This is a genomic window from Veillonella ratti (genome assembly GCF_003992115.1).
GTDB lineage: Bacteria > Bacillota > Negativicutes > Veillonellales > Veillonellaceae > Veillonella_A > Veillonella_A ratti.
The window spans coordinates 78,570-105,253 of record NZ_RQUX01000003.1; the positions used below are offsets into that span (position 1 = coordinate 78,570).

Genomic DNA, 26,684 nt, shown 5'->3' on the forward strand with positions numbered 1-26,684 from the left:
CATCACTCCTTTTTAAAATGGTCATACCCTTTGGCTTCTACTAATTCCTCTTTTCCGTCCACAGTAGTAAGCCATACTTCACCAATCCCTGCAACTACACGGCCAATACAGTGAATCTGAGGGTGTTTTTTTATGTTTTCAGCTAAACTACTCGGCACGGTGCCTACGAGCTGAAAATCTTCGCCCCCATATAAAGCCCAAGCTAAAGGATGAGTACCTAATGCCTTAGCCGCCTCAATTAGTTCATTGTGAAGGGGTATACGCGTTTCATCAATCAACATATTAACCTTCGACGCTTTTGCAATTTCATTCAGTTCGCTGCCAAGGCCGTCACTAATATCGTTAAGCGATGTAGCTCTATGTTCACGGAGCCAATTACCTAAAGCAACCTGTGGTTCCGGACGTTGATGAACTTTTTTTATACTCTCAAAGCCCTCAAGGTCCGCTAATAAAGCGGCCAATCCGGCTGCCGAACTACCGATTGTATTCGTAACAACGACTAAATCACCTGCTTTAGCGCCACTGCGAAGAACCGCTTCACCGACCGGTGCTTCGCCGACTACGGTCACATTAAGTACCAAAGGACCTTTAGTAGTCACCGTATCACCGCCTACAATATTTACGCCGTATGTATGGCAAATTGCTTTAAAGCCTTCATACACCGCTTCCATATAAGCAATCTCCGTGTCGGATGGCATAGCAGCCGCAATGACGGCCTGCCTTGGCGTACCGCCCATGGCCGCAATGTCGCTAATATTAGCCGCCCCTAAACGATAACCTACATCATAAGGGGCTGTCGTTTTATCGGAAAAATGTATACCTTTTACCATCATATCGGTCGTTATGAGTTGGTCATAATTATTCGTCGTGCGATACACCGCACAATCATCGCCGATGCCGCACACAATGGTTTCAGGATTTATTATTGTATTGGATTTTATCGTGTCAATAAAGCCAAATTCGCCACGTTCGGATACTTTCATCGTTCTCCCTCCGTAGGTAACTCATGTTCGAATCTTATTTATTATAGCATATTTTTATACGCAGTGCGTATCATCAGTACGGTTTACTACTAACGGTGAGCGCCTTTTAGTAACAGTCAAATTGAACCCAATAAAAAAGCAACGGCTGTACCGAACTATTCGATACAGCTGTTGCTTGCATTGAGTGATTTCTGTCACCGCGTTTATTTTACGATTTGTTGTTCCATGCGTCCCATAGGTTCGCTCAGATCATAACCGCCGTACAGGTTGACAGTCTTACCTTCGACCAATATCTGTACTTTTTTTACATTGTCAAAGGAGGTAGCCGTATTGATGATAGATGCCAAACGAAGCTGGGCACTCAAACCATCTACCTGGCCGCCGTCAAGGAATTGTTTAGACAAATTAATCTTCGCCAAACCATCTTTAATGTTTACATCTTTGACTTCAACATTTTTAGGGAATACGGGATAGCTTTGACGGCTGTCTTCATCAAAGAGGAATGAAATCGCGTATTTCAACGTTTTCTTATCACTGTCTACCGTAATTGTCTGAGGGCGTACGCCTCTACCGTCATCACGGGGTACATAAATAACCATTTGGGCCATTTTATCTGTATTAGCGTTGCTCTGAGATTTAGACGTGCTTGAGCTTGCTACAGCCTGGTTATTACCAAGTTCAGAACCGCTCGCTGTAGGACTGCACCCGGCTACAACTAACACCATAACAGCTAAGAGGGTGGTAACAAATAATTTTGCATTACGTATCATATCACTTACCCCCTAAAATAACTTTCAATACCTGCTGCCACTTCGTCAGCAAATTGTTGTTGTACATCGGCTTTTTTCAGAAGTGCTTCTTCCTTAGGATTGGAAATAAAACCTAATTCCAAGAGAATAGCCGGCATGAGAGAACGACGCAATACATACAAGTTCCCCGGTTGGATACCGCGGTCACCGGCAAAACCGGATTCATCGGCAATTTTTGCCTGAATACGTGAGGCTAACCGTGTATCATACTGAGTTTTATCATAGTAGTATGTGGAAATACCACCTACATTCGGATTACTGAAGGAGTTGATATGAACACTTACGAAAATATCGGATTTATTAGCCGTCCCCACATCAACACGAGCCTGTAATTCATCAGGGCCGGAAGCATTAGGACCGTATACGTCCACGTCAGTAGTACGTGTCATATTAACCTTAGCCCCTTTAGCTTCCAAGGCCGCTTTCAACTTCTTGGAAATAGCTAAGGTAATGTCTTTTTCCATCGTCCCGTTTGGTCCGATAGCACCGGGATCACTACCGCCATGACCCGGATCAATGGTAATTACTTTACCGGCAATACCGCCACTGGTGCGATAATCGATTGTCACAGCTTTAGGCTGACTGGCCGTTGCGATAACGGTCGGCTTTTTAGGTGTTGTAGTAGCCGTTGCCTTAGTATTGCTTGTTTTAGTGGATGTATTCTTAGTCGTTGTTTTTTTGTCTGTTTTTACCGTAGCACTGTTGGTCGCCGTATTTTTAACATTCTTGTCGGAACCGTAATATACGCTGCGCGGTGCTACCCCTTTTTGCTGAATATCAATGACCATACGATCGGGCCGATTGTTGGCTTTATCTTTTTTTAGTGAAAACACATTTACGTCGCCTACATCAATTGATTTAGGTGTGTTTAACACAACATTAACATTCTTGCCGTCTTGCGATAATTTCGCATTAGTTACGATATTCTTATCCATCGTAATCGACGTATCATCGGTTTTAAGTTTTACATTTTTAAGTTGTACGGTTGTGGTAGTACCGGCTTTATTAATAGAAGCCGATGCTTCAACCGGTGCTGTCAAACTAAGAACGACACGTACAAACGGAATTGGTGCATCAGAACGCGTTACCCAGGTCACATCTGTCACATCTGCCGCTCTGACGCTCATAGCCCATAAAGGCAAAATCATTACTGCCATTACTAAGGCAAACCATATTTTACGCAACAATCTCACTCCTATCAATGGCCACACACTACAATGGCCGGTCAAACTATCTCTAAATATCTTTGTGTTCGTTTTTATATACCCATAAGCAGTATAAAAAGCCTAACTATCGGCTTAAAACCTTAGGCATGTTTACTTAATTATACCACAAGATTTCGGAGACCCCTTGATTTTGCTGCATTTTCACATATCATTCACAAAACAAACATACGCTCCTCCTACTCTCAAAGCCTATATAGAAGGGTTTCGAAGAGTAACGAGGAGCGTATGTTCTTATTATGAAATTTTAAATTTTTACTTGACAAGATTTCTTAATACAGAAAATTTATTACTTAAAACTCAATAACAGCGCATGCAATTTGATTTTTGTATCCACAGCTAATATTAACGTTCCGATGTTACCTGCCAAGTGTTGCCATCCGTGTGAATACGAATGGTGCCTTGTCGAGCCGTTGTATAAACCATAACGTTTTCAGCCGCTAAACGATCTAACGCTTCCCTCGTAGGATGACCATAATCATTGTGTAAGCCTACGGAAATAACAGCTGTTTCGGGACGAACAGAACGTATAAAGTCCTTTTGAGATGAGCTTGCACTGCCATGATGACCTACTTTTAATATGCGACTGGATAATTTAGTATTTTCTTCTTTAATCAGTTTATTTTCTTCAGCTCTTGATGCATCACCGGTAAATAACATAGAAAATTTACCAAATACAAGCTTACCCACAATACTATTATCATTAGGATCCGGCTGGCCTTTTTTATCCATAATATACTGACCTTCTTCCGGTGCATACACGATAAACTGAGCACCACTGCCCAAGTCAACGGTCATTCCTTTATATAAAGCGCTATGAGGTATTTTCTTAGCCTTAATATGCTTCATATACGTCTTATAAACCGAAGTGCCCGCTTCCATACCATTATCATATACATGACCAATAGGAATGCCCGCTTTAATAAGCGCATAAAAACCACCCATATGATCCGCATGAGGATGAGTGATAATTACATTCTTTAAAGACTTCACATTGTACTTCTTTAATTGAGCAATAAGCCTGTCACGATGGTCTACATCACCCGTATCAATCAGCGTATACTCATCGCCCACGCGAATAAGATGTGCATCCCCTTGCCCAATATCCAAGGTATATACGTCTAGGGTACCGGAAATCGCCGAACTGCTACCACCGGAGTCAGAGCTTGTTTGGAAAATCTTATTAAAACTATCGCCTATTGTCGTTCCGGAAGCAGTACTACATCCGGTAAGCGCGAAGAAACTTACTAAAAAGGCAAAAACTATGGCTACATATTTTTCCCAAAATTTATTATTCAATTGCATACTTCACCTAACAAATTAAAACACCAAAAGAACAATTCTACCATAACTCTAAGTAACTAAAGATTAGTCGTTATTTAGCGACAGCTATTTACTATGAACTACCGCTAAATAACGGATTACTGCTTATTCCACATCAAAATCCAACAATTCAGTTATGGTATACGGCAACTGACGGCTAACTTCAGACGGTGTGTAACCGAAGTTTCTATCCTCGTATAGAGCATCAGCGGCAGCGCCATGCAAGTATACACCGGCCATAGCCGCTTCCAACTCTTCAAGGCCCTGACCTAAGAGCCCGGCAATAATACCGGTTAAGGTATCACCCATGCCACCGGTACCCATACCTTCATTGCCGCTATAATTTACTGCCACAAGGCCTTCCGGTGAAGCGACTACGGTCGGCGCCCCTTTAAGTACTAAAACAACTTTGTATTTTAAAGCAAATTGACGAGCAATTTCTACCCGATTTGCTTCAATTTCTTCCACGCTAAGCCCGGTCAAACGAGCAAATTCACCGGGATGCGGTGTTAAAATAGCCGGGAAATCGCGCTTAGCGAATTCGTCGCCTATAGTATCCATATTGCCGATTGCCCAAAGTGCATCAGCATCGATAACGAGTGGCGCATCCGTAGTTGTTATAAAGGTCTTAGCAAGCGTCATACTTTCTTCACTGCGTCCAAAGCCCGGCCCGATAGCGACCGCTTCTTTTTCAGAAGCATGCATGCGTAAATGCAATAAACTGCCAAACGATCCAGTTAACACTTCCGGCATGATTTTAGATTGTAACATTTTTAAACAATCCGATGGCACTACGGCTGTTACTTTACCGGCACCGGCGTGTACCGCTGCTTCCGCTGCCAAAAGAGGAGCCCCAATCATACCGTCAGAACCGCCGATAATCAATGTATGTCCATTGGTACCCTTATGAGCAGTTTCTTCCCGTTCCGGTAATAAAGCAGCCACTAAATCCGGTGTAATCAATTCGGTTGGATAATTTTTGTTTTCATCATCCAGCAAAGCCATTTCCCAGGAAAAGCCAAGGCCTTTAACCGCAATATTGCCACAATAGGAACGGGCCGGATATAGTAACATACCAATCTTAGGCGCCCCAAAAGTAACCGTTATATCCATGGCCATCGTGCCATTGGCAACAGCCCCGGTATTACTATTCATGCCGGACGGAACGTCAATGGCTACCAACAAAGTATCGGGATAGGTTTCTACGTGAGCTTCTATACGGTCCAAGATTTCCTGAATAGAATCGCGTAATTCGCCGGTTAAACCGGTACCTACCAAACCATCCACAATCACGTCGGCCGCTTCGAAAACATCGCCGTCTTCAATTGTTAAAACCGGAATTTCCAAAGCATCAATAGCCGCCATCTGTTGGTCAAAAAGTTCTGAAGCCTGACTATCATCATTTGGGATAACAATACGAACTTCATGACCCCATTCTTCCAACTGTCGAGCCGCCACCAAACCATCGGCCCCATTATTGCCTTTACCGGCAACAATAACAATCTCTAAGGGTGATTCAATGTCATCAAATGCTTCCACAATGGCTTCCGCCACACCACGGCCGGCATTTTCCATTAATACGGCTAATGGCAGACCGCCTTTTTCAACAGCCCATTGATCGATGAATTTAGCCTCTTCCTTCGCTAAGATACGCATAGTAGCTCCTTTCTACATAAAATAAATATCGTCGATGACTTTATATCTTCTTCTAAGTCATGACATCTATAACACCACTTTTATATAAGCGGGTTAACACTGCAAAATACTTACTTTTTAGAGTACTACTACCGTGGCCACTGCATAGTCTCGGCAATGGCTGATAGATAGTTCCAAGGACGTAAACCCTTTTTGATCGAATATATCTTTAAAAACACCGTCTAACCGTATAAAGGGTGCTCCATATTCATCGCGTCGAATCTCTATGTCCTGAAAAGTCCCCTGCCTAAAGCCAATGCCTAAGGCTTTTACATACGCTTCTTTAGCCGCATACATACCTGCTAAGGAAGCCGCTTTTTGTTTGCCGCGACTTTCCGCATAGGCAAGCTCATGGGCAGTGTAGACTCTTTTGGCAAAAGAGTCTTTAGCCACAGCTTGTTCGATGCGAGCGATTTCAATAATATCTGTTCCCAGTTTCATATTTCATCAACCTTCGTAACACATTGTTTAGCTAGAATTCCATTAAATTCGCCGTAATTGCAATGGTTCGTTGCTGCAGCAATAGTTTACTGAAGCTGCAATCGTTCAACTTAGACTGCGGTTTAACTTCAAAGAAAAAGCTCCTGACAAGCAGGAGCTTCACTATTAACCTCGCAAAGAACGAATCATTTCACTACGATTGTTTGCACCGAATACAGCCGAACCGGCCACTAAAATATCAGTGCCCGCTTCACGCACGAGTGGTGCCGTTTCTAAATTAACGCCGCCGTCAACTTCAACAACAGCTTTGGTATTTTCATAATAAGCAAGTAATTTTTTTGCCTTCTGAATCTTGCGAACCGCATGAGGAATAAAAGACTGCCCACAAAAACCGGGGTTAACGCTCATAATTAATATCATGTCCAAATCGGACGCGATATCTTCAAGCGTTGATACCGGTGTAGAAGGATTCAAAGAAATCCCGGCTTTCATGCCATGAGCTTTAATTTCCTGTACTAAACGATGCATGTGCGGTGTCGCTTCCGCATGGAATGTAAAATACTCAGTACCGATATCGGCAAATGTTTTCACATAGTCAGCCGGATTGGTCACCATCAAATGAACATCAAACGGTAACTTTGTATGGGCACGCAATGCCTTAATTACCGGTGCACCAAAGGTAAGATTCGGCACAAAATGACCGTCCATAATATCGATATGCAATAAATCAGCGCCACTTGTTTCAACGCTTTTAATTTCTTCCTGTAAACGCGCAAAATCTGCGGATAACATAGAAGGGGCAATCTTTACCATAATTTCACCATTTCCTTTGACTGCGAATTTCATCGCGAATGACTAAGTACGATTCATAACGCCCCGTCCCTATCCGCCCGTCTGCAACAGCGTCTTTGACGCCGCATACAGGCTCATGCTCATGATAGCAGGGACTGAACTTACAACCTGATTCAGCAGCTAAAAATTCCGGATAGAGCGACGGCAAGCGTTCCTCTGAAATCTCACTGAAATCGATAGCACTAAATCCCGGTGTATCCATAATAAAGGAATCTTCATCCAGACTGTACAGCGATGCGTGACGAGTTGTATGACGACCTCTCTTTATTTTATCACTTACTTCACCGGTTTGAAAAGCAAACGACGGTTCAATAGCATTTAAGAGACTGCTTTTGCCTACACCGGATGGTCCGGCAAAAGCACTTACTTTGTGATGAAGTTGTTCTCGCAAAGTATCAAGGCCTTCACCGGTTCGGGTAGAGGTTTCAATCACCGTATACCCAATGCGGCGATATAAATCGGCCAGTGCTAAGGTATTTTCATCACGAAGGTCACATTTATTAATACAAAGTACTAAAGGAATATCGGCATGTTCAATCATAATGATTAATTTATTAAGCAATAATTCGTTAATATCCGGCTCATGAGCCGCTACTACCAAAATAACCTGATCAAGATTGGCTACATGAGGCCGTTTCAGTTGATTGTGACGCGGTACAATGCCTTCAATCGTACCGGCCGGGTCAAAACTGACACGATCCCCTACCAAGAGGGAGTAGCAGCCCTGCTTCAGACGGCCGCGCACTTTACACTCGTGAACCTCGCCATGCTCATCTTGCACGTAAAAATAACCATTCATATTTTTTATTACAATGCCTGTATTCATAGTCCTCCTATAATGTTTGATCTTGTACTAAAGCACCGTTCAAATATACTTGAATCTGTACGTGGCCCGTGCCGGATACATCTTTAACAATACGTTCGCCCGGTTGTGCATTGCCGTCAAATACGGTACGGGAACCACTGTCATCACTAACCACAATGCGAACGGCCTGATTAGCTTTACCGGACGGTACCGTAATATCTACCGTACCTTTCGTGACATTACTGTTTGACGTATTAGCAGCCGGTGCCGCTTTTTTAGCTTCCGCCGTCAACGCAACGGATGTATTGGCATCCAGCGAGCTTCCCGCTTCCGGACTTTGCTGCGTAATTACCGCGGTGTCATCACCGGCGCCGCTAATTGCTGCATTAAGACCTAAGGAAGCTAATGCGTCTTTGGCATCTTTAACAGTCATACCTACTAAATTAGGTAATTCTACTTTTTTACTCTTCACACGATTTACCGTTACGTCTACGGTAGCGCCTTTAGTTACTTTGGAATCTCCCGGAGGCGATTGCATCAAAATAACACCATCTTCTTTACTGTCATCAGTACCTGCGGAAATCTTGCCGATCACGAGGCCTAAGTTCTTGAGTCGTGAACGAGCCTGGTCGATTGTCATACCCGTAATGTCAGGCATCGTAATATCGCCAACGCCCTTACTTACAACGAGATGAACCGTACGTTGTTCCTTAACCTGTTCATTCGCTTCCGGGCTCTGTGAAATAACCTGACCTGCCGGTACATCCGGATTAGATACTTCACTTACCGAAACACGCAAATGATTATCTTCCAGAATATGTTTAGCTACCGTTACTTGTTTGCCTACCACATTCGGCACATCTACAGTGGCATTACTCCAGAAGTTACCAAAGCTTAAGAAGGCCCACACGAAAGCTAATAAGAAGACGATAAAGGCACCCAATAAAATATATTTCTGCGGCAAGCGGCTCAGTTTAGCCATCCAACCTTCTTGCGTCGGTTCACCGCCATAATATACTTCATCGTCATCATCGGTTTCACCATAGGATGTTTCCGGTACCGGTGTCAACACCTGGGTGCCAAAATCATGAGGTGCCCGTCGGCCGCTGTTACTGTTCACAAAGCCTTGTGACATACGTAACGCGGCTATCATTTCCGTAATATTGCTAAACCGGTCTTCCGGTCGTTTCGCTAAGGCCTTAATGACCGCCGCTTCCAACAAAGTCGGAATACTCGGATTATAACGAGTCGGCGGGATTAAACGTTCCCGTACATGCTTCAAAGCCACACTGATTGGCGTTTCCCCTTCATAAGGAACGCGCCCGGTTAACATTTCATACAGCACAGCGCCCAAAGAATAAATATCGGTACTGCCGTTAACCGGTTTACCGCTGGCTTGTTCCGGCGACAAGTAATGAGCGGACCCCATAATAGAGTTCGTATACATCATGGTAGTACCGGCATTCATGGCGCGAGCAATGCCGAAGTCGGTTACCTTAATGCGCCCCTGTTTAGTAATCAGCACATTATGAGGTTTTATATCACAATGCACAATCCCCATTGCATGGGCGTGTTCGAGTCCTTCAGCGATAGCAATGGTAAATTTTACCGCATTATCAATGGATATACGTTCATGACGGGTAATATATTCTTTTAAGGTTTCCCCTTCAATATATTCCATCACTATATAGTGATAGCCTTGGTCAAAACCAACATCATACATGCTTACGATATTGGGATGACTTAATTTACCGGCCGCTTGTGCTTCGCGCTTAAAACGGGCTACGAAATCATCATCACCGGCAAAGTTTGAATGTAATATTTTTACAGCCACGGGACGACCTAATAGCGTGTCTTCGCCTTTGAAAACATCAGCCATGCCGCCAACGCCAATCTTAGATATTATTTTATAGCGATTATCAAGGATTAACCCTTGTAATTTAGTTGCCTTCTCTTTCATGTTCTCACCTCGTTCTTAGCCTATAGTACCAATAACTATGGTTACATTATCGCGAGCCCCTTGATCATATACCAAGTCCATTAAATCTTCAATCAAGCGTTCATCTTTCGGTTCATTCCGAAAGGCCGCTTCAATTACGGCTTGTTCAATATAACCGGTGAGACCGTCAGAGCATAAAAGTATTCTATCGCCGGGCACTACTTTTTGTACGCCTGCATCAATTTCTACAACAGGCGACACACCAACTGCCCGTGTCAGCACATTGCGTTGTGGATGTTGCAACATATCATCCGCCTTTAATTCACCTGCTTCATAGAGCGCCTGAACCATGGAGTGATCTGTACTGATTTGAATAAGTCGGTCCTCATGAAATACATATAGACGGCTATCCCCTACATTGGCCCAATATAAATCGCTATCCTTAACATAAGCAACAACTGCAGTTGTGCCCATGCCCTCCAAGGACGGTGTTGCTTTAACTCTTTCATATACAGCTGTATTGGCTTTAGCTACGGACTGACGCAATGCCTCAACCGAAACTTCCTGCCAATTCTGTATATCGCAAGCCAGTGTGTCAACTACCATAGTGCTGGCAATTTCACCGCCTTTGTAGCCACCCATACCGTCAGTGACAATACAAAAGGATTCTCCAATGTAAAAACGGTCTTCGTTGCGTTGACGCACCAAACCGATTTTACTCATGCCTATACTCTTCATAGGGCCTCCTTTACCTGTGATACCGATTACTCGCTTTCTTTGTTGGCCTGTTGAATTTTCAACTGACCGCAAGCAGCTTGAATGGCATCGCCCATTTCTTTGCGAACCGTTACGGATACTCCGTAGGAAGCCACAATATTTCTAAAAGCTTCCGTTTGACGGCGCGAAGGTTTAAACAATTTAATATGTTCATTTCCGTTAACCGGAATTAAATTGACATTACAATTTGGGAAGGATTTTACCAAAGCTCCCAATTCGTGAGCATTCTCAATAGATGAGTTAATGCCGTCAATTAAAATATATTCAAAGGTTACACGGCGATCCGTTTTTTCATAATACGTCTTAACCGCCGCCAACACATCTGCTAAATTATAGTGTGCGCCAATCGGCATTATTTCACGACGAATCTTATCATTCGGGGCGTGAAGGCTCAATGCCAATGTAATCGGAATACCTTCATCGGCTAAGAGATAAATATTTTCTACTACGCCACATGTAGATAATGTCATGCGACGATAGCCGATATCAAACGCTTCTTTTTCATGCAAAAGGCGAAGTGCATTGATTGTATTCGTATAATTTTGAAGCGGTTCACCGGCGCCCATCACAACGATGGAATGAATCCGTTCTTTTAAAAGGGCACCGAACAATAAGACTTGCGCCACAATTTCGTGAGTTTCTAAATTGCGATACAAACCGTCGGTAGTCGATGCACAGAAAACGCAACCCATGGCGCACCCCACTTGTGAAGATACACACACGGAATTACCGTACTGCTGTTTCATCAATACCGTTTCCACACGATTACCGTCTGCCAGTTCAAGCAAGAGCTTCTTAGTTTGGCCGTCAGGTGTTGTCTTCTCCGTTACGATTTTCGGCACGGAGATAGCACAATTGGCACCAAGCCACGCTCGTAACTCGCCCGGTAATTGTTGCATATCCGCAAAGTCGAATACGTAGCGTTTATATATGTAATCCATTATTTGCTTGGCTCTGAAACGAGGAAATTTTGCCTCTGTTATAACAGCCTGCAATTCGGTTAGGTTCTTACCCAATAGTTCTATCATAGTTATATCCTTATTCTATGAAAATCATAATCAAATACTTTGAAAATCATATGTTAATAATTTACAGGATGGATAGAAGTCAATAGCGGTATTCAGATACAAATCAAAATACCCGTATCTAATATATATTGGCTATTTAGCCACTAAACTCCTTTAAAAACTATAAATTTCACGTAAAATTTTTATAAAGCTTTACGAAGTCGTGCAATAAAGAATCCATCCATTTCATCACGATGCGGCCATAAGGTAACCATCGGTCCCTCAGCCTCAAAAGGTAAGAATGAAGACGCATCTTCTAACGTAAAATCAGCATGCGTTTTCAGGAAATTCTCCACTACTGCTTCGTTTTCCCCCTTGTTAATCGTACAAGTAGAATACACGAGGACACCGCCCGGTTTTACCGTTTTGGCTGCCTCGGCAATAATCTGCTTTTGCAATTTAGGAAGTTCTGTCAAGGACTCCGGTGTTTTGTGCCAACGCATGTCAAGTTTACGTTGTAAAATACCAAGTCCCGAGCAGGGTGCATCCACCAGTACCCTGTCAAACTGATTGTACCACGTTTCCGGCATTTGGGTAGCATCTTGCAAGTTAAAATCTGCAATTGTTACACCTAACCGCTTCGCATTAGCCGCCATAAGCCCTAATTTATGCTCATGAATATCATCCGCCGTAATATGGCCTTGATTGGCCATACGCGCCGCTAAATGCATGGTTTTACCACCCGGTGCCGCACAACAATCGAGAACGTTTTCACCCGGCTGCGGATCTACCACATACGCTACCGCCATAGACGCTTCATCGGTAAACGTAATTAAGCCGTCTTTTACAAGGGGCGCACTTTCCAGTGAACCTGTATGACGTGTAATATGGACCGCTTCCGGCAATTTCCCGGTAGGTTCTGCCTGCCAACCGGCTTTTTCAAAAGCCGCCATACCGTCAGCCACAGAGGCTTTCAAAGTATTGATGCGGGCCGTCAACTTCGGTCGTTCGTTAAACCAAGTACAAAGCCCAATAGTTTCTTCTTCGCCATACGTCTTGAGCCAATGTTCCAATAACCAGGTCGGCTGATTGTAAATGAACGCCATGCGCTCTATATCATTTTTGGCAAGCTCGTCAATGCTGTAGCTATCGCGATTGCGAATGAAATTACGAAGCACGCCGTTCACAAAGCCATCGAGGCCGCGAGCCATTTTTTTAGCCAGTTTAACACTTTCATTGACGGCGGCACTGTCCGGTACTTTATCCATGTAAATAAGCTGATAGAGCCCTAAGCGCAAAATTTCCACTACAATCGAGGATAATTTGCGTAACGGACGTTTAGCGAGTGCCATAATAATGGCATCTAAATAATTGCGACGTCGTACGACGCCGTAGACGAGTTCCGTGAAAAAACGACGGTCTACATCACTTAATTTATTATCGCCCAGCATCTGCTGAAGTACGATATTAGCATAGGCGCCGTCGCGATTAATCTGCAATAAAGCTTGCACCGCCAAACGGCGTATATTAACTTGTGCTGTTCCTTTATCCATTGATTAATTTCTCCACCACTTCTTTAATTCGACCCGTATCAACCCGCGTATTACAGCAAGGTCCGCAAGGTCGTTCATTCAGAACGCCTACTACGGAAATCGGAAATACATCATTCATGCCGCTTACCAAATCCCGTTCACAGGCGATGGCAACAATAGCTTTCGGCCGAATGTTTTTGATCATCAAACGCGCCAAGGTACCACCGGTTACAACCACGAACTTACAACCGTAAGTATCGGCAATATCCAGTAAGGTGCCGACCTGACACCGGCCGCAACGTTTACAGTTATGTACATCAGTCGTTACTTTGTGTACACAGTCGCTTTTTTGCAAACAATGAGGTGTTAACAAAAGCAAACGATCCGCCGGTACTTTGTACAAATTTAACTCAACCAAATGATTAATCAAATCAATCAAAGACTGACTCACCTTATCCTTGGATGCTCCCACCACTTTACCGGCCAGGAGGACCAAAGGGAAAAATGCATAGAGCCAGCGATTGCTGATGCGGAGCCATATAGGATGAATCCGCCAGTGATTCGTTGATGCCAGGAGCATACTGCCCCACATTATCCAGCATAATAGCGGGAATATGGCAAGGAGTGTTTCCACCCCATAGGCAATAGGTAAACCTAAGCGATGTAAGCCGGGCCACAGCAAATATGCCAAGGCCGCCCAAACAAGGGTAATGCCGGCAAACACGGCGAAGGTTAATTTAAAATATAAAGGATAACGCCCCAAAACGGGGTGAGCCTGCTGTTCTTGATTACGCATTGAAAATGAGTCCTGCCTTTACTTGGTGACCACGACAAAAATCGCCAGCCGACATGCGTTTCTTATTATCCGGCTGAACTTCCAACACTCTCACTGCTCCCTCACCGGCAGCTACTACAAAATCCTGTTCGTTCACTGCCAAAATAGTACCGGCTTTTTGACCGGCCGATAAATTATGCTGCTTCATATCATCCGTTGTCAGCGCTTCAGCTTGCCACACTTTTAACCGCTTGCCGTCTAAAAAGGTAAAACAGCCCGGTGCCGGATTAAGGCCGCGAATCTGATTAGCTAATACATCGGCACTATTTTGCCAATCGATAGCTCCCATCTCTTTGGTAATTTTCGTAGTATGAGTAGCTTTAGCGTCATCTTGTTTCACCGGCTGTAATTCACCGGCCTGTGCTTTGCTTAAGATGTCATTAATGACTTCACCGCCCATAACGGCCAAACGGTCAAATAATTCGCCCGTCGTTTCCCCGTCTTTAATGTCGGTTTTCACAACATCCAAAATATCGCCCGTATCGAGTCCGTCATCCATTTGCATAATAGTCACACCCGTTTCGGTATCACCGTTTAAAATGGCCCAATGAATCGGTGCCGCTCCGCGATACTTAGGTAACAAAGACGCATGCACATTGATACAACCGTATTTTGGCAAACGAATGAGCCATGGCGGTAAAATTTTACCATACGCTACTACGACGATAATATCAGGCGCCAATGACTCCAATAGGGTTTGTGCCGCTTCATCACGCAAAGTATTAGGCTGATAAACCACTACGTCGGCCGCTAGCGCACACTCTTTGACAGGTGGCATTTGAACTTTTTTACCGCGTCCCTTTTGTTTATCCGGTTGGCAAAAAACGCCAACTACTTCATTAGGGCCATCAATTAAAGCCTGCAAAGTAGGTACGGCAAAGTCCGGTGTCCCCATAAATACAACTCGTAATGAATTCATGAAAACCTCCTAAACCTCTACTGCTTCACCGGCGGATTTTTTTGCATCCGCTGCCGCTTCCTCCATAACCTCAGCCGCTTCCTCTTTTACACGATATGCAGCTTCGACTTTTTCAATAAATAAAATACCGTCTAAATGGTCGATTTCATGCTGAATAATACGCGCTAAGAAACCTTCCGCTTTCAATTTTTTCTTCTTGTTATGACGGTCGATATAATGAACTTCAATGTCTTGATAGCGCTTTACGTCACCAAAATAACCGGGCACACTTAAGCAACCTTCAAGGCCAATCTGTTCCCCATCGCCTTTAACGATTACAGGATTGATGAATTCCTGCAAGCCCGTACCGTCATCAACTACGATAATACGTTTCGACACATTAACCTGTGGCGCCGCCAAACCGACACCGTCGGACACACGCATAGTTTCCGCCATATCGTCTAAGAGCTGGCGCATTTTTTTATTTACAAAATCTACAGGCTCTGCTACCTGTTTCAAGACAGGATGACCTGCTTTAATAATTTCTAATACCATATTGCCTCCTATTAAACGGGATCCACGTCAATTTGCAGTCCCTCTTGTGTAAAAATCCACGATGTATATATATATTCTTTTATTTTCTCTAAATGATTACCCCGCACCATAATCGCTACGCGATATAAATCGCGCACCTTTTTAATGCCTTCCTGATAGGGCCCCATGACATCCAGTTCCCCCGGTACGGCAAACGGTTCCAGCGCCGCTACTATACGCTCCGCTATGTCCATGGCTTTCGCTTCCTCTTTATGTTGAATGCGAAAATGCATCATAAAACCTAATGGCGGATACCCCAGTAGTTCACGAGCTTTTATTTCTTCTTCGTAAAAACCCACATAGTCATGAGCCTTACTCTTTATTATAGCATAATGTAAGGGATTATAGGTCTGAATTACAACTTGACCTTTACCGGTACTGCGCCCGGCTCGTCCCGCCACCTGCGTAAGTAAGTCAAACGTCCGTTCCGATGCGCTGTATAAAGGAATATTCAGTACCGAATCGGCCGTTAAAACCCCCACTGCGGTTACCCCTTTAAAATCATGCCCTTTGGCCACCATTTGCGTGCCCAGCAAAATATCATAACGACCTTCACCAAAGTCATTTAAAATCTGTTCGCCATTGCCTTTTTTAGCTGTCACATCTTGATCGAGCCGAGCTATACGGGCACCTCGGAAATTGCGTTGCAATTCCTCTTCCACCTTCTGCGTGCCGGAGCCGAAGAATTTAATCTTATGACTGCCGCAATGGGGACAAACCTTAGGTACCGGTTCATGATGTTCACAGTAATGACAACGCAGTTCTTCACCTTCACGATGGTACACCATGGCAATATCGCAGTGAGGACATTTGATGGGTTCACCGCAATCGCGACACATGACAAAAGTACTAAAACCGCGACGATTTAAAAGGATAATCATTTGCTCTTTATTAGCTAAGGTCTGGCGAATTAAATGACTCATAGCACCGGAAAAAACAGAATAATTACCGTAAACCATTTCTTCCTTCATGTCAATAATCTGTACTTTAGGCAAGGGCTGATGAAAAATTCGATGTTTCAATTCCAGCAAGGTATATTGCCCCTGTTTTGCCAAGTAGTACGATTCAATCGATGGCGTAGCGGACCCCAAAATGAGGGGACAACTATTAGCTTCGGCACGCCAACGGGCTACCATGCGTGCATGGTAACGCACCATGTCTTCCTGCTTGTACGAAGTATCATGTTCTTCGTCCACGATGATTAAACCGATATCATCAGTGGGAGCAAACACGGCGGACCTGGCACCGATAATAATATGGCTGTCCTTACGTCGTAAGCGCTCCCAATTATTATACCGTTCGCTGATGGTAAGCTTACTGTGAAAAACAACTACTTCATCGCCGAAAGTATCCACGAAACGCTTTACAATCTGATTGGTCAGCATAATTTCCGGCACTAACACGATGGCAATTTTATCTTTAGTCAAACAATCCTTAGCAGCCTTCATATAAATTTGCGTTTTACCGCTGCTCGTTACGCCATGAAGCAAGAATGTACCAGCTTCACTTGCTAGCACCGCTTTTTGAATGGGCTCATAGCAGCGTAATTGTTCGTCCGTTAATGGCAAATCCTTGGCTTGACGGGTATCAAACTTCGTCTTTGTCTTACTGTACCGTTCTTCTACGGTAATCCCTTCATAGGTCATAACCTGTTTTATAACGGGTAAAGTAAATCCGTCTTTTTGTAGACTATGAACTGATGCGGTACCCAATTCCTGTAAATAAAAGCCGAGTTCCCTTTGACGTTTGCGCTTCGACGGAATATGTTCCGGCTTAAACCAAGGTTCAACCAGTAACCATTGTTCCTTTGGCCGTTCATAGCTTTTTAATTGCTTTTTATCGATTGTAAATAAACTGAGAGCTTCGGACAACGCACAAAGATAATACTCACTTAAGCGCTTCGCCGTAGCCAGCATTTCCGGCGTAAACCATGGTTCCTTATCCAATACTGCTTGGATAGGTTTAATTTGATACGACGGTATTTCTTCCAGCTCACGATAGCCGATAAGAATTCCTTCTTCACGAGTACGCCCCAAAGGGACAGCTACACGTGTGCCCGGCATAATCGTGCCTAAATGTTCCGGCACGGCATAGCTGAACGGACTATTCATTTTTTTAGCCGGTCGATTGATAATAACCTCTGCTACACGCATGCTATCCCTCCTTTGCAGTATTTTTTATTATACCATTTTTTTCGATATTTTTAAATAATAGACAGGTCAATTCGAATACAAATAATGCGTATTTTGAGTGTGGACTCTAAAAAATTCCCTCCCCGAACTTCGTTAATGAATAAGTCGCTCGCAGAGGGAATTTACTTTGCCTTTTTCAGGCAATTATTTAATTATTCTTTCGTTAAATCTTTATACTCAGGAATCCACTTAATGGACTTCACGGCACTCGGTACTTCTTCTTTGGAAATCGTTGCCACGTTCTGAGCTACAGCTTCATTAGCTACAGCAATAGCAATCGTTTCAGAGAATTCCGTAAGTTTTGATACCGGCGGAATCGTAGCCGCCCCCGGTTTCGTCACGTCAATGATACCACCCAAGGAATGCGCCGCTTTGGAAATCATTTGGTCCGTCAATAATTTTGCCCCTGCCGCAATCGCCCCAAGACCAAGTCCCGGATAAATCAAAGCATTATTAGCCTGACCAATGTCATACGTAACACCATTATAAGAAACCGGTTTAGCCGGAATCCCCGTTGCAACCAAGGCTTTGCCGTCAGTCCAGGTAATGAGCTGCTCCGCCGTTGCTTCCGCCAGTTCCGTTGGATTACTCAACGGGAAGATAATCGGACGTGCCGTATGCGCCGCCATTTCTTTAACAATAGCTTCACTGAAGGCGCCGCTCTTCGTGGAGGTGCCTACCAAAATTGTCGGATGAATGGCTTTCACACAGTCTTCAAGGGTCGTTAATTTCTTCGTATCGCCGCCTAAAGACGCTTTAACATACTCATTATCTTCCAATTCGCTGCGTTTGCGAGCAAACGGTTTTTGTTCCGGTGTTAAATCATCCATATCGTCGAATAAAAGGCCCTGTTTATCTACCAAGTAGAATTTCTTGATAGCCTCTTCACGCGATACCCCTTGGTCCACATATTCTTGTAAAACGCGATTAGCAATACCGCAACCGGCCGTACCGGCACCGAAGCACATGTACACTTGGTCTTTTAATTCTTCACCGGAAATTTTTAAACCACCTAAAATACCGGCTAAAGAAATAATACCGGTTCCTTCAATATCATCGTTAAAAACGGGATATTTATCTTTGTAGGTATTCAAAATATTGGCTGCATTATCACGACCGAAGTCTTCGAAATGAAGATATAAATTAGGAAATAATTTTTCAACAGTCTGAACGAATTGATCTACAAATTTATAGTACGGTTCACCGCTCACACGTTTATGTTTATTGCCCAAATATAGCGGATCATCCAATAGTTCTTGACGATTGGTCCCCACATCGAGCACAACCGGCAATACACGCTGCGGATCCAAACCGGCGGCCACCGTATACACCATCAGTTTACCGATAGAAATGGCAACGCCGTTAAGGCCCCAATCACCGATACCTAAAATAGCTTCCGCATCGGTTACGACAATTAAATTAATATCACGGCCATAAGCCGCATTTTTTAAAGCGTCTTCCATATTTTCCGGGTTATCAATCGATAAAAAGGCGGAATTCTGCGGCGTCGTATAATATTCGCTGTAATTACGAATCGTATCGGCAATACATGGGTCATACACAATCGGCAAAAACTCTTCAACATGCTGACTGAACAAATAGTAGAACAAGGTACGGTTATGGCTAAACACCTTCATTAGGAAATGGCGTTTATCCACATCGTTAGTTTTCATAGACATAGCTTTATATGCCTGATCTGCCTGCTCTTCAATGGTCTGAATTTTGTCGGGAATCATACCCTTCAACTTAAACAGTTCACGTTCTTCAGCAGTGAATGCCGTTCCCTTATTCAAAAAAGGGTCATTAATAATATCATATGCATTTTTCATATAAATCCTCCTTCTGAATTACCGCTAATTCAAAAATAAAAAAATACATACGTTATCAGGGTATTATGAACGCCGATAATTGATAAACTAATTCAGTATCAAAATATGCTATATCGATATATTCAAACTTCTCTTCTTTAATTATACAATAAGTATTACTATCATGGTCAAACACCTTTTTAATAATGAAAACAATTTCACAAATTGAATAAAAAACAACCAGCAGAGTAAGTAATAATATCTATCAAAAAAGCAGAGACCATATCGAAGATACAATCTCTGCTCTATAGATTTAAAATTAAACTCAGCTTGTTAAAATGTAAGCCATTTAAAACTTACTCTGTTTAATTTCAGATTATTTAATTATAAACCCGCTTCTTTGCGAAGAACATCAGCTTTATCAGTGTGTTCCCAAGGCAAATCAACATCGGTACGACCGAAGTGACCGTAAGCTGCCGTCTGATGATAGATTGGACGGAGCAAATCAAGCATTTCAATAATGCCGGCCGGACGAAGGTCAAAATGTTTCTTAACGAGTTCGCCGATTTGCTGTTCGGAGATTTTACCGGTACCGAAAGTTTCTACCATGATGGATACAGGTTTAGCTACGCCGATAGCATAAGCAATCTGAATTTCACATTTATCGGCAAGACCGGCTGCTACGATGTTTTTAGCTACATAACGAGCTGCATAAGCCGCACTACGGTCAACTTTTGTAGGATCCTTACCGGAGAATGCACCGCCGCCGTGACGAGCCATACCGCCGTAAGTATCAACGATAATCTTACGACCTGTTAAGCCGGCGTCGCCTTGCGGGCCACCGATTACGAAACGACCGGTTGGGTTGATGAAGAATTTAGTATTTTCATCAACAAAACCTTCCGGTAATACCGGTTTGATAACCAATTCTTTAAGGTCAGCTTCGATTTGTTCACGGGATACTTCAGGACCGTGCTGCGTGGAAATTACGATGGTTTCAATACGTTTAGGCACGCCGTCAACGTATTCAACAGTTACCTGAGTTTTACCGTCCGGACGAAGGTAAGGCAAAGTACCGTCTTTACGAACTTTAGTCAATTGACGGGATAAGCGATGTGCAAGAGCAATCGGCATTGGCATGAATTCTTCAGTTTCGTTAGTTGCATAACCGAACATCATCCCTTGGTCACCGGCACCGATTTTATCAAATTTATCTGCGCCGCCTTCACGGGTTTCCAACGCATCGTCTACACCCATAGCGATATCGGCAGATTGTTCGTCAATAGCTACATTAACGCCGCAAGTATCGCAGTCAAAACCGTATTTAGCACGAGTGTACCCGATTTCGCGAATCGTTTCACGAACAATATGATTAATATCTACATAACAGTTAGTGGAAATTTCACCCACTACATGAACTTGACCTGTTGTTACAAGTGTTTCACATGCTACATGTGCCGTTGGATCTTGAGCAATAATCGCATCAAGTACGGCGTCTGAAATTTGGTCAGCGATTTTATCAGGATGACCTTCCGTTACGGATTCAGATGTGAAAAATACATGTTTTTCAGCCATTTACCCTTTACCTCCATAAAAAAATTCCTCATCAGCCAAGCGATGAGGAATATAACCCCATCTTTCGGCATATACCGTTGGACTTAGCACCTTTTCACATGAATGGTTGCTGTAGCTTCACAGGGCCTTTCCCTCCACTACTCTTGATGAGACAAAAATTACTATTAATTTAATTGTGATAGTTTATATCACTGATTCATTATACTATGGAATTACAATTCTGCCAAGGCTGAAATAATTCGCTTAGCGACATCACTTTTTGTCATAAGTGGTAATTGCATAATTTGACCACCCGGATAAATAAAAGTAACTTCATTGGTATCAACGTTAAAGCCTGCATTTTGTTTGCTTACATCATTAGCTACGAGCATATCAAGATTTTTGTTAATTACCTTTGATTTGCCGTACTCGATGACATTTTGTGTTTCCGCTGCAAAGCCGATAAGTTTTTGATGAGTTTTATTCGCACCTAGACCTTTCAAGATATCCGGATTCTTAACGAGTTTAAGCTCTAAGGTATCCATTTTCTTGATTTTGGTATCTGCCATGTTCTCCACGCGGAAATCCGCTACAGCTGCCGCCATAATTACGGCATCACAGTTTTCATAACGACTGTTAACGGCTTCTTCCATATCACGTGCTGAGTCAACAGGTACGTACTCTACGCCATATGGTACAGGTAAACAACTTGGTGCGGCAACCAATATAGTCCGTGCGCCTGCCAACGCGGCCTGTTCCGCAACGGCATAACCCATTTTACCGCTGGAACGATTGCCGATATAGCGGACCGGATCGATGGCTTCCTGCGTACCGCCGGCCGTAACAATAACAGTTTTACCTTCCAGTAAATCACTTTTCATCATATGGAAGGATAACCATTCCACAATTTTCGCCGGTTCCGGTAAACGGCCCTTGCCGACTATACCGCAAGCCAAGTGACCGCTGTCGGCTTCCAAAATATGCATCCCCAACTCCCGTAAGGTATTCATATTACGCTGTGTAATCGGGTTTTCATACATATTAGTATTCATCGCCGGACATAAGAAAATAGGCACTTCGGTAGCCAATAGCTGCGTAGTCAACATATCATCAGCAATTCCGGCTGCCATTTTGCCAAGCACATTAGCCGTAGCCGGTGCCACTAAATAGGCATCGGCCCATCGAGCTAATGAAATATGCTCCACATTCCAATCATGTACATCTTCAAACATTTTAACAGCCACCGGATGGCCGCTGATTTCGCCGAAAGTCATAGGTGATACAAACTTGGTGGCATTTTCTGTCATAACGACTTTAACTTCCGCTCCCAATTTACGTAAGCGGCTAACCACCTCTACAGCTTTATAGGCAGCAATACCGCCCGATACGCCTACAATTATGTGTTTATTTTTCATCCTCTGCCCCTGTTGGAATTAAAATTTAATTATTTAATACCGTCTTTGGTACGTGTAAAACCGATTTTATCTTCCGCAATTTCATGTAATGCTACCGATACCGGTTTATCTGTGTCGAGACCGGATACTAAAGCATGGTCACCATCGGTAAGCTCACGAGCACGTTTCGCTGCCAAAGTAACCAAAGTGTATTTACTGTCTACATGTTTTTCCAAGTCTTTTAATAAAGGTTTTACCATCATAACGCATTACTCCTTTTTCCCGCCATACTGTTTATAAATGTACTGGATTTTTTCTTTATTTCGTTTAATTTTGCAAGCTTCAGCTCGTAAAATAGACGCAACTTTTTCAACCGCATCTGGCAACACATCATTTACTACGATATAGTCATAGCGGTGAGCCAACGCAAGTTCCGAACTGGCTTTCGATAAGCGCTTGTCAATGACATCGGCCGCATCCGTCCCGCGATCGCGCAAACGATTCGACAAAATATCTAAAGACGGCGGTACGATATAAATAAAAACGGCTTCGCTAAAGCGCTCTTTAACTTGCATAGCACCTTGAATATCAATTTCCAAAATAACGCTCTTACCTTCTGACAACAAGTCCATTACATGTTGTTTTGGCGTACCGTAAAAATTGTCGTACACTTGTGCATATTCAAGAAATGCATCTTCTTTAATTAAACGCTGAAACTCTTCTTTATCTCTAAAAAAGTAGCTAACCCCTTCTTCTTCACCGACACGGGGTGCACGAGTTGTCATCGATACGGAATATACAAGATTAGGCATTTGCTGGCGAAGGGCCGCACAAATTGTGCCTTTACCCGCACCCGAAGGGCCGGATAAGACAATTAAGATTCCTCTATCCGACATAATAACACCTACGCTTCCGTTGTTTCAGACGGTGTAGCCTGTACAATACGATGTGCTACGGTTTCCGGTTGGATAGCGGATAAAACGATTTGACCGCTGTCCATAACGAGAACGGCACGAGTCTTACGACCATATGTGGCATCAACGAGTACGCTCTTTTCGCGAGCATCTTGAATCATTCGCTTAATAGGAGCCGATTCAGGACTGATAATCGCAATGAGGCGATTTGCTGAAACCATATTACCAAACCCGATGTTTAAAAGTTTTGTATTCATACTTAGTGACTCCTTACTCTACTACCTACTCTATGTTTTGAATTTGCTCTCTAATCTTCTCTAATTCACATTTCAATACTACAACGCGGTCAGTAATTTCTAAATCAGATCCTTTTGATCCCATCGTATTTACTTCACGATTCATTTCCTGTAACAAGAAATCTAATTTACGGCCAATCGGTTGATTCTCTTTGAGTGTGTCTTTTAATTGTACCACATGTGAGCCAAAACGTACAATTTCTTCTGTAATATCTGTTTTGTCACTCATAATGGCTACTTCCTGCAAAAATCTATCCATGTTAATATCTAAATCAGTTTTAGACAAGGTTGCTTCGATACGTTGCTGCAAACGTGTTTCATATTTCTTAACAGCTGCTGTTTTGTTGGCATCTACGGCTTTTAACACATCTTCCAGTTTGGTAATACGACTTTCGATTTCTTTTGCTAAATGTTCCCCTTCGGCAGCCCGCATATTTATTACGCCGGTGAGAGCATCACCTAATGCCTTCAAAGCCGTTTCTTGAAGCTTCGATTCTTCAAAAGGAACATCTTCTAAAAGAAGCCAATCCTGAGATACGGTCATCATATCACGCAAGGCCACTTTCTTAATATCTTGCGCAAAACCGTTTTTAACCAAAAACTCGCGAATCTGCAATGCCAATGATTCATTCACGGTAAAAACTTTTTCCCGATCCCGTGTATTGCGTAGCGAAATATTGACTTCCACCTTACCGCGTTGCAATACACTTTTAATCTGACGGCGCAGCTCATTTTCAAAAAAATTCAACGTGGATGGCATATTAATATGCAGATCCAAAAACCTTGAATTAACCGTTTTTATTTCAACCGTAATCTGTAACGCCTCATCAGCGGCTATACCACGACCGAAGCCCGTCATGCTGTTCATAATAAAATAGGTCCTTTCCTTTAATTTTCGTCAATTTTCCTTAATTTTAGATTATTTTCTTATTGTTTACATTTTAACATGTTAGGCCTATAGGGTAAAGCGTTCAAATAGGTCATAAGTGTGATATACTTAAATAATAAATATGTTTAGTAAAGGAGCAATTTATGAATTTAGATGGTTTAACCTTAGCCGTTTTGACCAAAGAACTTTCCGATCAATTAGTGACCGGTCAAATCCAGCGGCTATTACAAATAGATAAAACTACAATCGTTTTAAAAGTTAATACTCACCAGGGTAATAAAGACCTGGTTATTACGGCCGGCAATTTACCGGCTTGTTATCTCAGCCACGGCATTACGGATTTACCGAAAGAACCGACTGCGCTTTGCATGTTTTTACGCAAACATTTAGAAGGCGCTCGTATTACGGCAATCAAGCAATTAAACGGTGACCGAATTCTGCGCATCAATGCAGACAAGCTGGCTCTTGACGGTTCCCTCATTTCAAATCGGATTTACATTGAGCTAATGGGGAAATATTCCAACTGTATTTTCGTTCAAGACGGCCAGATTCTGGAAGCACTCATTCACGTTACACCGCTCATGAACCGCGAACGTTCCATCGCTCCTAAACTCACTTATGAATTACCGCCAAACAGCGAACGGGGCAGCCTTTTTGAGTTCAGCAACGAAGAAATCGGCGAATTACTTCACAACTTCGGTCAAGGCACCGTAGCCGAAACAATTCGTCGTATTTTTAACGGTTTCGGTCCGGCTCTCTTAAAAGAGGTATGTTATGAAGCCGGTGTAACCGAAAAAACGGAGTTCGCATCACTCACTCCTGAACAAATTACGTCTCTTGCAGCGGCTCTCATCAATTTAAAAGAGGCTATTAATGATGCCAAGCAATTATATGAATACGAAAATGCGAACCATAAAAAGTTTTACAGCCCTGTGCCCCTTACCTATTTATTGGCGCAAGGCGGTCAGTTAACGGCTACCTACGATTCCATCTCACAACCGCTTGAAGTCGCCGTTGTAAAACAAGGCGGCATCAATACGACCACTCGTGAATTAGAACGAACTTTAGAACAGGCTATTAAAAAAGAAGAACTCCGTCACAGTAAGATTGAAGCGGAACTTAACGATAGCTCCAAAGCCGATGAATATAAGGCTTTCGGCGATTTATTGATGATTAACGCCTATCGCGATACGCAATACGAACCAAATATCACCTTAGACAATATTTTAGTAAACCCCGTTGAACCGATTACCATTCCCCTCGTGCCGGAATTAACCGTTGTAGAGAATGCGCAAAATTATTACAAACTCTATACGAAGTTAAAAAATCGTAAACAAAGCGGCTTATATCAATTAGAGCAAAGTAGTCGTCGCATTGACTATCTTCAGTCCGTTTTATACAGTTTAACCATTGCCGATAGCAAAGAAACGGTTCAAGAAATCTACAATGAATGCGAACAGGCCGGGCTTTTGAAGAAATCTAAAAAACCGGTTAGTTATAAGGCACCGAAACATAACTTCATGCATTTTCAAATTGACGGCGGTGAAATTTTCATCGGTCGCAACAATCAGCAGAATGAATATTTAACCCATCGTTTCGCCAAGCCTGATGATATGTGGTTCCATACTTTGCAGGTACAAGGCAGTCATGTTATCTTACGCACCCAAATCGGCGAACCAACCGATGAAATGCTTACTTTAGCCGCCCGCTATGCCGCCTATTTCAGTCGCGCTCGCGAGTCCTCCAAAGTAGCTGTCGATTACACGCCGGTTAAATTTATAAAAAAACCACCGGCATCGCCATTAGGCTTTGTTATTTATACAAATCAGAAAACAGCGGTAATCGACCCGAAAGAACCGGTATTAAATAAAGAAACGAATCTCTACGAATAAGCAAAAAAGCTCTCAGGAAATCCCCTATACCA

24 protein-coding genes and 1 riboswitch are annotated in these 26,684 nt (G+C 43.1%); of the genes, 1 reads left to right on the forward strand and 23 read right to left on the reverse strand.

The window, feature by feature from the left end; translation table 11 throughout:
* Nucleotides 1-2 precede the first annotated feature (2 nt).
* The 23 genes from thiL to EO124_RS02205 all read right to left on the reverse strand — a co-directional run bounded on the left by thiL (nt 3) and on the right by EO124_RS02205 (nt 24,739).
* The gene (gene thiL, locus EO124_RS02095; protein WP_127058135.1) at nt 3-983 is read right to left on the reverse strand and encodes a thiamine-phosphate kinase; all 981 of its coding nucleotides are present in this window, start codon (nt 981-983) and stop codon (nt 3-5) included.
* Nucleotides 984-1,186: 203 nt separating this feature from the next.
* Entirely contained in the window at nt 1,187-1,753 is a 567-nt protein-coding gene (locus EO124_RS02100; protein ID WP_127058136.1) for a GerMN domain-containing protein, read from the reverse strand.
* 5 nt (nt 1,754-1,758) lie between these two features.
* Entirely contained in the window at nt 1,759-2,985 is a 1,227-nt protein-coding gene (locus tag EO124_RS02105) for an N-acetylmuramoyl-L-alanine amidase family protein (protein ID WP_438873607.1), read from the reverse strand.
* A gap of 375 nt (nt 2,986-3,360) precedes the next feature.
* Nucleotides 3,361-4,314: a ComEC/Rec2 family competence protein gene (locus EO124_RS02110; RefSeq protein WP_438873608.1), complete on the reverse strand. Its 954-nt coding sequence runs from the start codon at nt 4,312-4,314 to the stop codon at nt 3,361-3,363.
* A gap of 129 nt (nt 4,315-4,443) precedes the next feature.
* Complete coding sequence (locus EO124_RS02115; protein ID WP_127058139.1) at nt 4,444-5,994, reverse strand: NAD(P)H-hydrate dehydratase; 1,551 nt, start codon at nt 5,992-5,994, stop codon at nt 4,444-4,446.
* A 117-nt stretch (nt 5,995-6,111) separates the two neighbouring features.
* Nucleotides 6,112-6,474 (reverse strand): holo-ACP synthase, encoded by a 363-nt coding sequence (gene acpS / locus EO124_RS02120; protein ID WP_127058140.1) that lies wholly within the window; start codon nt 6,472-6,474, stop codon nt 6,112-6,114.
* A 165-nt stretch (nt 6,475-6,639) separates the two neighbouring features.
* A complete protein-coding gene (rpe, locus tag EO124_RS02125) occupies nt 6,640-7,287 on the reverse strand; it encodes a ribulose-phosphate 3-epimerase (RefSeq protein ID WP_127058190.1) in 648 nt (215 codons plus the stop codon).
* A 4-nt stretch (nt 7,288-7,291) separates the two neighbouring features.
* On the reverse strand, nt 7,292-8,152 hold the full coding sequence (gene rsgA / locus EO124_RS02130) for a ribosome small subunit-dependent GTPase A (protein ID WP_127058141.1): 861 nt from the start codon (nt 8,150-8,152) through the stop codon (nt 7,292-7,294).
* Between the two features lie 7 nt (nt 8,153-8,159).
* Entirely contained in the window at nt 8,160-10,091 is a 1,932-nt protein-coding gene (gene pknB / locus EO124_RS02135; protein WP_127058142.1) for a Stk1 family PASTA domain-containing Ser/Thr kinase, read from the reverse strand.
* A gap of 15 nt (nt 10,092-10,106) precedes the next feature.
* Nucleotides 10,107-10,808, reverse strand: a complete 702-nt coding sequence (locus EO124_RS02140; RefSeq protein ID WP_127058143.1) for a Stp1/IreP family PP2C-type Ser/Thr phosphatase — start codon at nt 10,806-10,808, stop codon at nt 10,107-10,109.
* Nucleotides 10,809-10,834: 26 nt separating this feature from the next.
* Nucleotides 10,835-11,875, reverse strand: a complete 1,041-nt coding sequence (gene rlmN / locus EO124_RS02145; RefSeq protein WP_127058144.1) for a dual-specificity RNA methyltransferase RlmN — start codon at nt 11,873-11,875, stop codon at nt 10,835-10,837.
* A gap of 182 nt (nt 11,876-12,057) precedes the next feature.
* Nucleotides 12,058-13,407 (reverse strand): 16S rRNA (cytosine(967)-C(5))-methyltransferase RsmB, encoded by a 1,350-nt coding sequence (gene rsmB, locus EO124_RS02150; RefSeq protein ID WP_127058145.1) that lies wholly within the window; start codon nt 13,405-13,407, stop codon nt 12,058-12,060.
* Nucleotides 13,400-14,182: a DUF116 domain-containing protein gene (locus tag EO124_RS02155; protein WP_127058146.1), complete on the reverse strand. Its 783-nt coding sequence runs from the start codon at nt 14,180-14,182 to the stop codon at nt 13,400-13,402. Before EO124_RS02155 ends, rsmB begins: the two co-directional genes overlap by 8 nt.
* Nucleotides 14,175-15,140 carry a methionyl-tRNA formyltransferase gene (fmt, locus tag EO124_RS02160; RefSeq protein WP_127058147.1) on the reverse strand — a complete coding sequence of 322 codons (966 nt, stop codon included), beginning with the start codon at nt 15,138-15,140 and terminating at the stop codon, nt 14,175-14,177. Before fmt ends, EO124_RS02155 begins: the two co-directional genes overlap by 8 nt.
* A 9-nt stretch (nt 15,141-15,149) precedes the next feature.
* Nucleotides 15,150-15,674, reverse strand: coding sequence for a peptide deformylase (gene def / locus EO124_RS02165; RefSeq protein WP_127058148.1), 525 nt, complete (start codon nt 15,672-15,674; stop codon nt 15,150-15,152).
* Between the two features lie 11 nt (nt 15,675-15,685).
* The gene (gene priA, locus EO124_RS02170) at nt 15,686-17,866 is read right to left on the reverse strand and encodes a replication restart helicase PriA (RefSeq protein WP_127058149.1); all 2,181 of its coding nucleotides are present in this window, start codon (nt 17,864-17,866) and stop codon (nt 15,686-15,688) included.
* A 191-nt stretch (nt 17,867-18,057) separates the two neighbouring features.
* Nucleotides 18,058-19,734 (reverse strand): malolactic enzyme, encoded by a 1,677-nt coding sequence (locus EO124_RS02175; RefSeq protein ID WP_127058150.1) that lies wholly within the window; start codon nt 19,732-19,734, stop codon nt 18,058-18,060.
* Between the two features lie 363 nt (nt 19,735-20,097).
* Nucleotides 20,098-21,288 carry a methionine adenosyltransferase gene (gene metK / locus EO124_RS02180; protein WP_021841791.1) on the reverse strand — a complete coding sequence of 397 codons (1,191 nt, stop codon included), beginning with the start codon at nt 21,286-21,288 and terminating at the stop codon, nt 20,098-20,100.
* 54 nt (nt 21,289-21,342) lie between these two features.
* Nucleotides 21,343-21,441: riboswitch (SAM riboswitch) on the reverse strand.
* Nucleotides 21,442-21,500: 59 nt separating this feature from the next.
* Complete coding sequence (gene coaBC, locus EO124_RS02185) at nt 21,501-22,682, reverse strand: bifunctional phosphopantothenoylcysteine decarboxylase/phosphopantothenate--cysteine ligase CoaBC (RefSeq protein WP_127058151.1); 1,182 nt, start codon at nt 22,680-22,682, stop codon at nt 21,501-21,503.
* 29 nt (nt 22,683-22,711) lie between these two features.
* The gene (gene rpoZ / locus EO124_RS02190) at nt 22,712-22,924 is read right to left on the reverse strand and encodes a DNA-directed RNA polymerase subunit omega (protein ID WP_127058152.1); all 213 of its coding nucleotides are present in this window, start codon (nt 22,922-22,924) and stop codon (nt 22,712-22,714) included.
* A gap of 6 nt (nt 22,925-22,930) precedes the next feature.
* Complete coding sequence (gmk, locus tag EO124_RS02195) at nt 22,931-23,557, reverse strand: guanylate kinase (RefSeq protein ID WP_021841788.1); 627 nt, start codon at nt 23,555-23,557, stop codon at nt 22,931-22,933.
* 8 nt (nt 23,558-23,565) lie between these two features.
* Nucleotides 23,566-23,832 (reverse strand): extracellular matrix/biofilm regulator RemA, encoded by a 267-nt coding sequence (gene remA / locus EO124_RS02200; protein WP_006556813.1) that lies wholly within the window; start codon nt 23,830-23,832, stop codon nt 23,566-23,568.
* A 25-nt stretch (nt 23,833-23,857) separates the two neighbouring features.
* Nucleotides 23,858-24,739, reverse strand: coding sequence for a YicC/YloC family endoribonuclease (locus EO124_RS02205; RefSeq protein ID WP_127058153.1), 882 nt, complete (start codon nt 24,737-24,739; stop codon nt 23,858-23,860).
* 164 nt (nt 24,740-24,903) lie between these two features.
* On the opposite strand from EO124_RS02205, the gene EO124_RS02210 reads away from it, so the two are divergent.
* Nucleotides 24,904-26,652: an Rqc2 family fibronectin-binding protein gene (locus EO124_RS02210; protein WP_127058154.1), complete on the forward strand. Its 1,749-nt coding sequence runs from the start codon at nt 24,904-24,906 to the stop codon at nt 26,650-26,652.
* Nucleotides 26,653-26,684 lie beyond the last annotated feature (32 nt).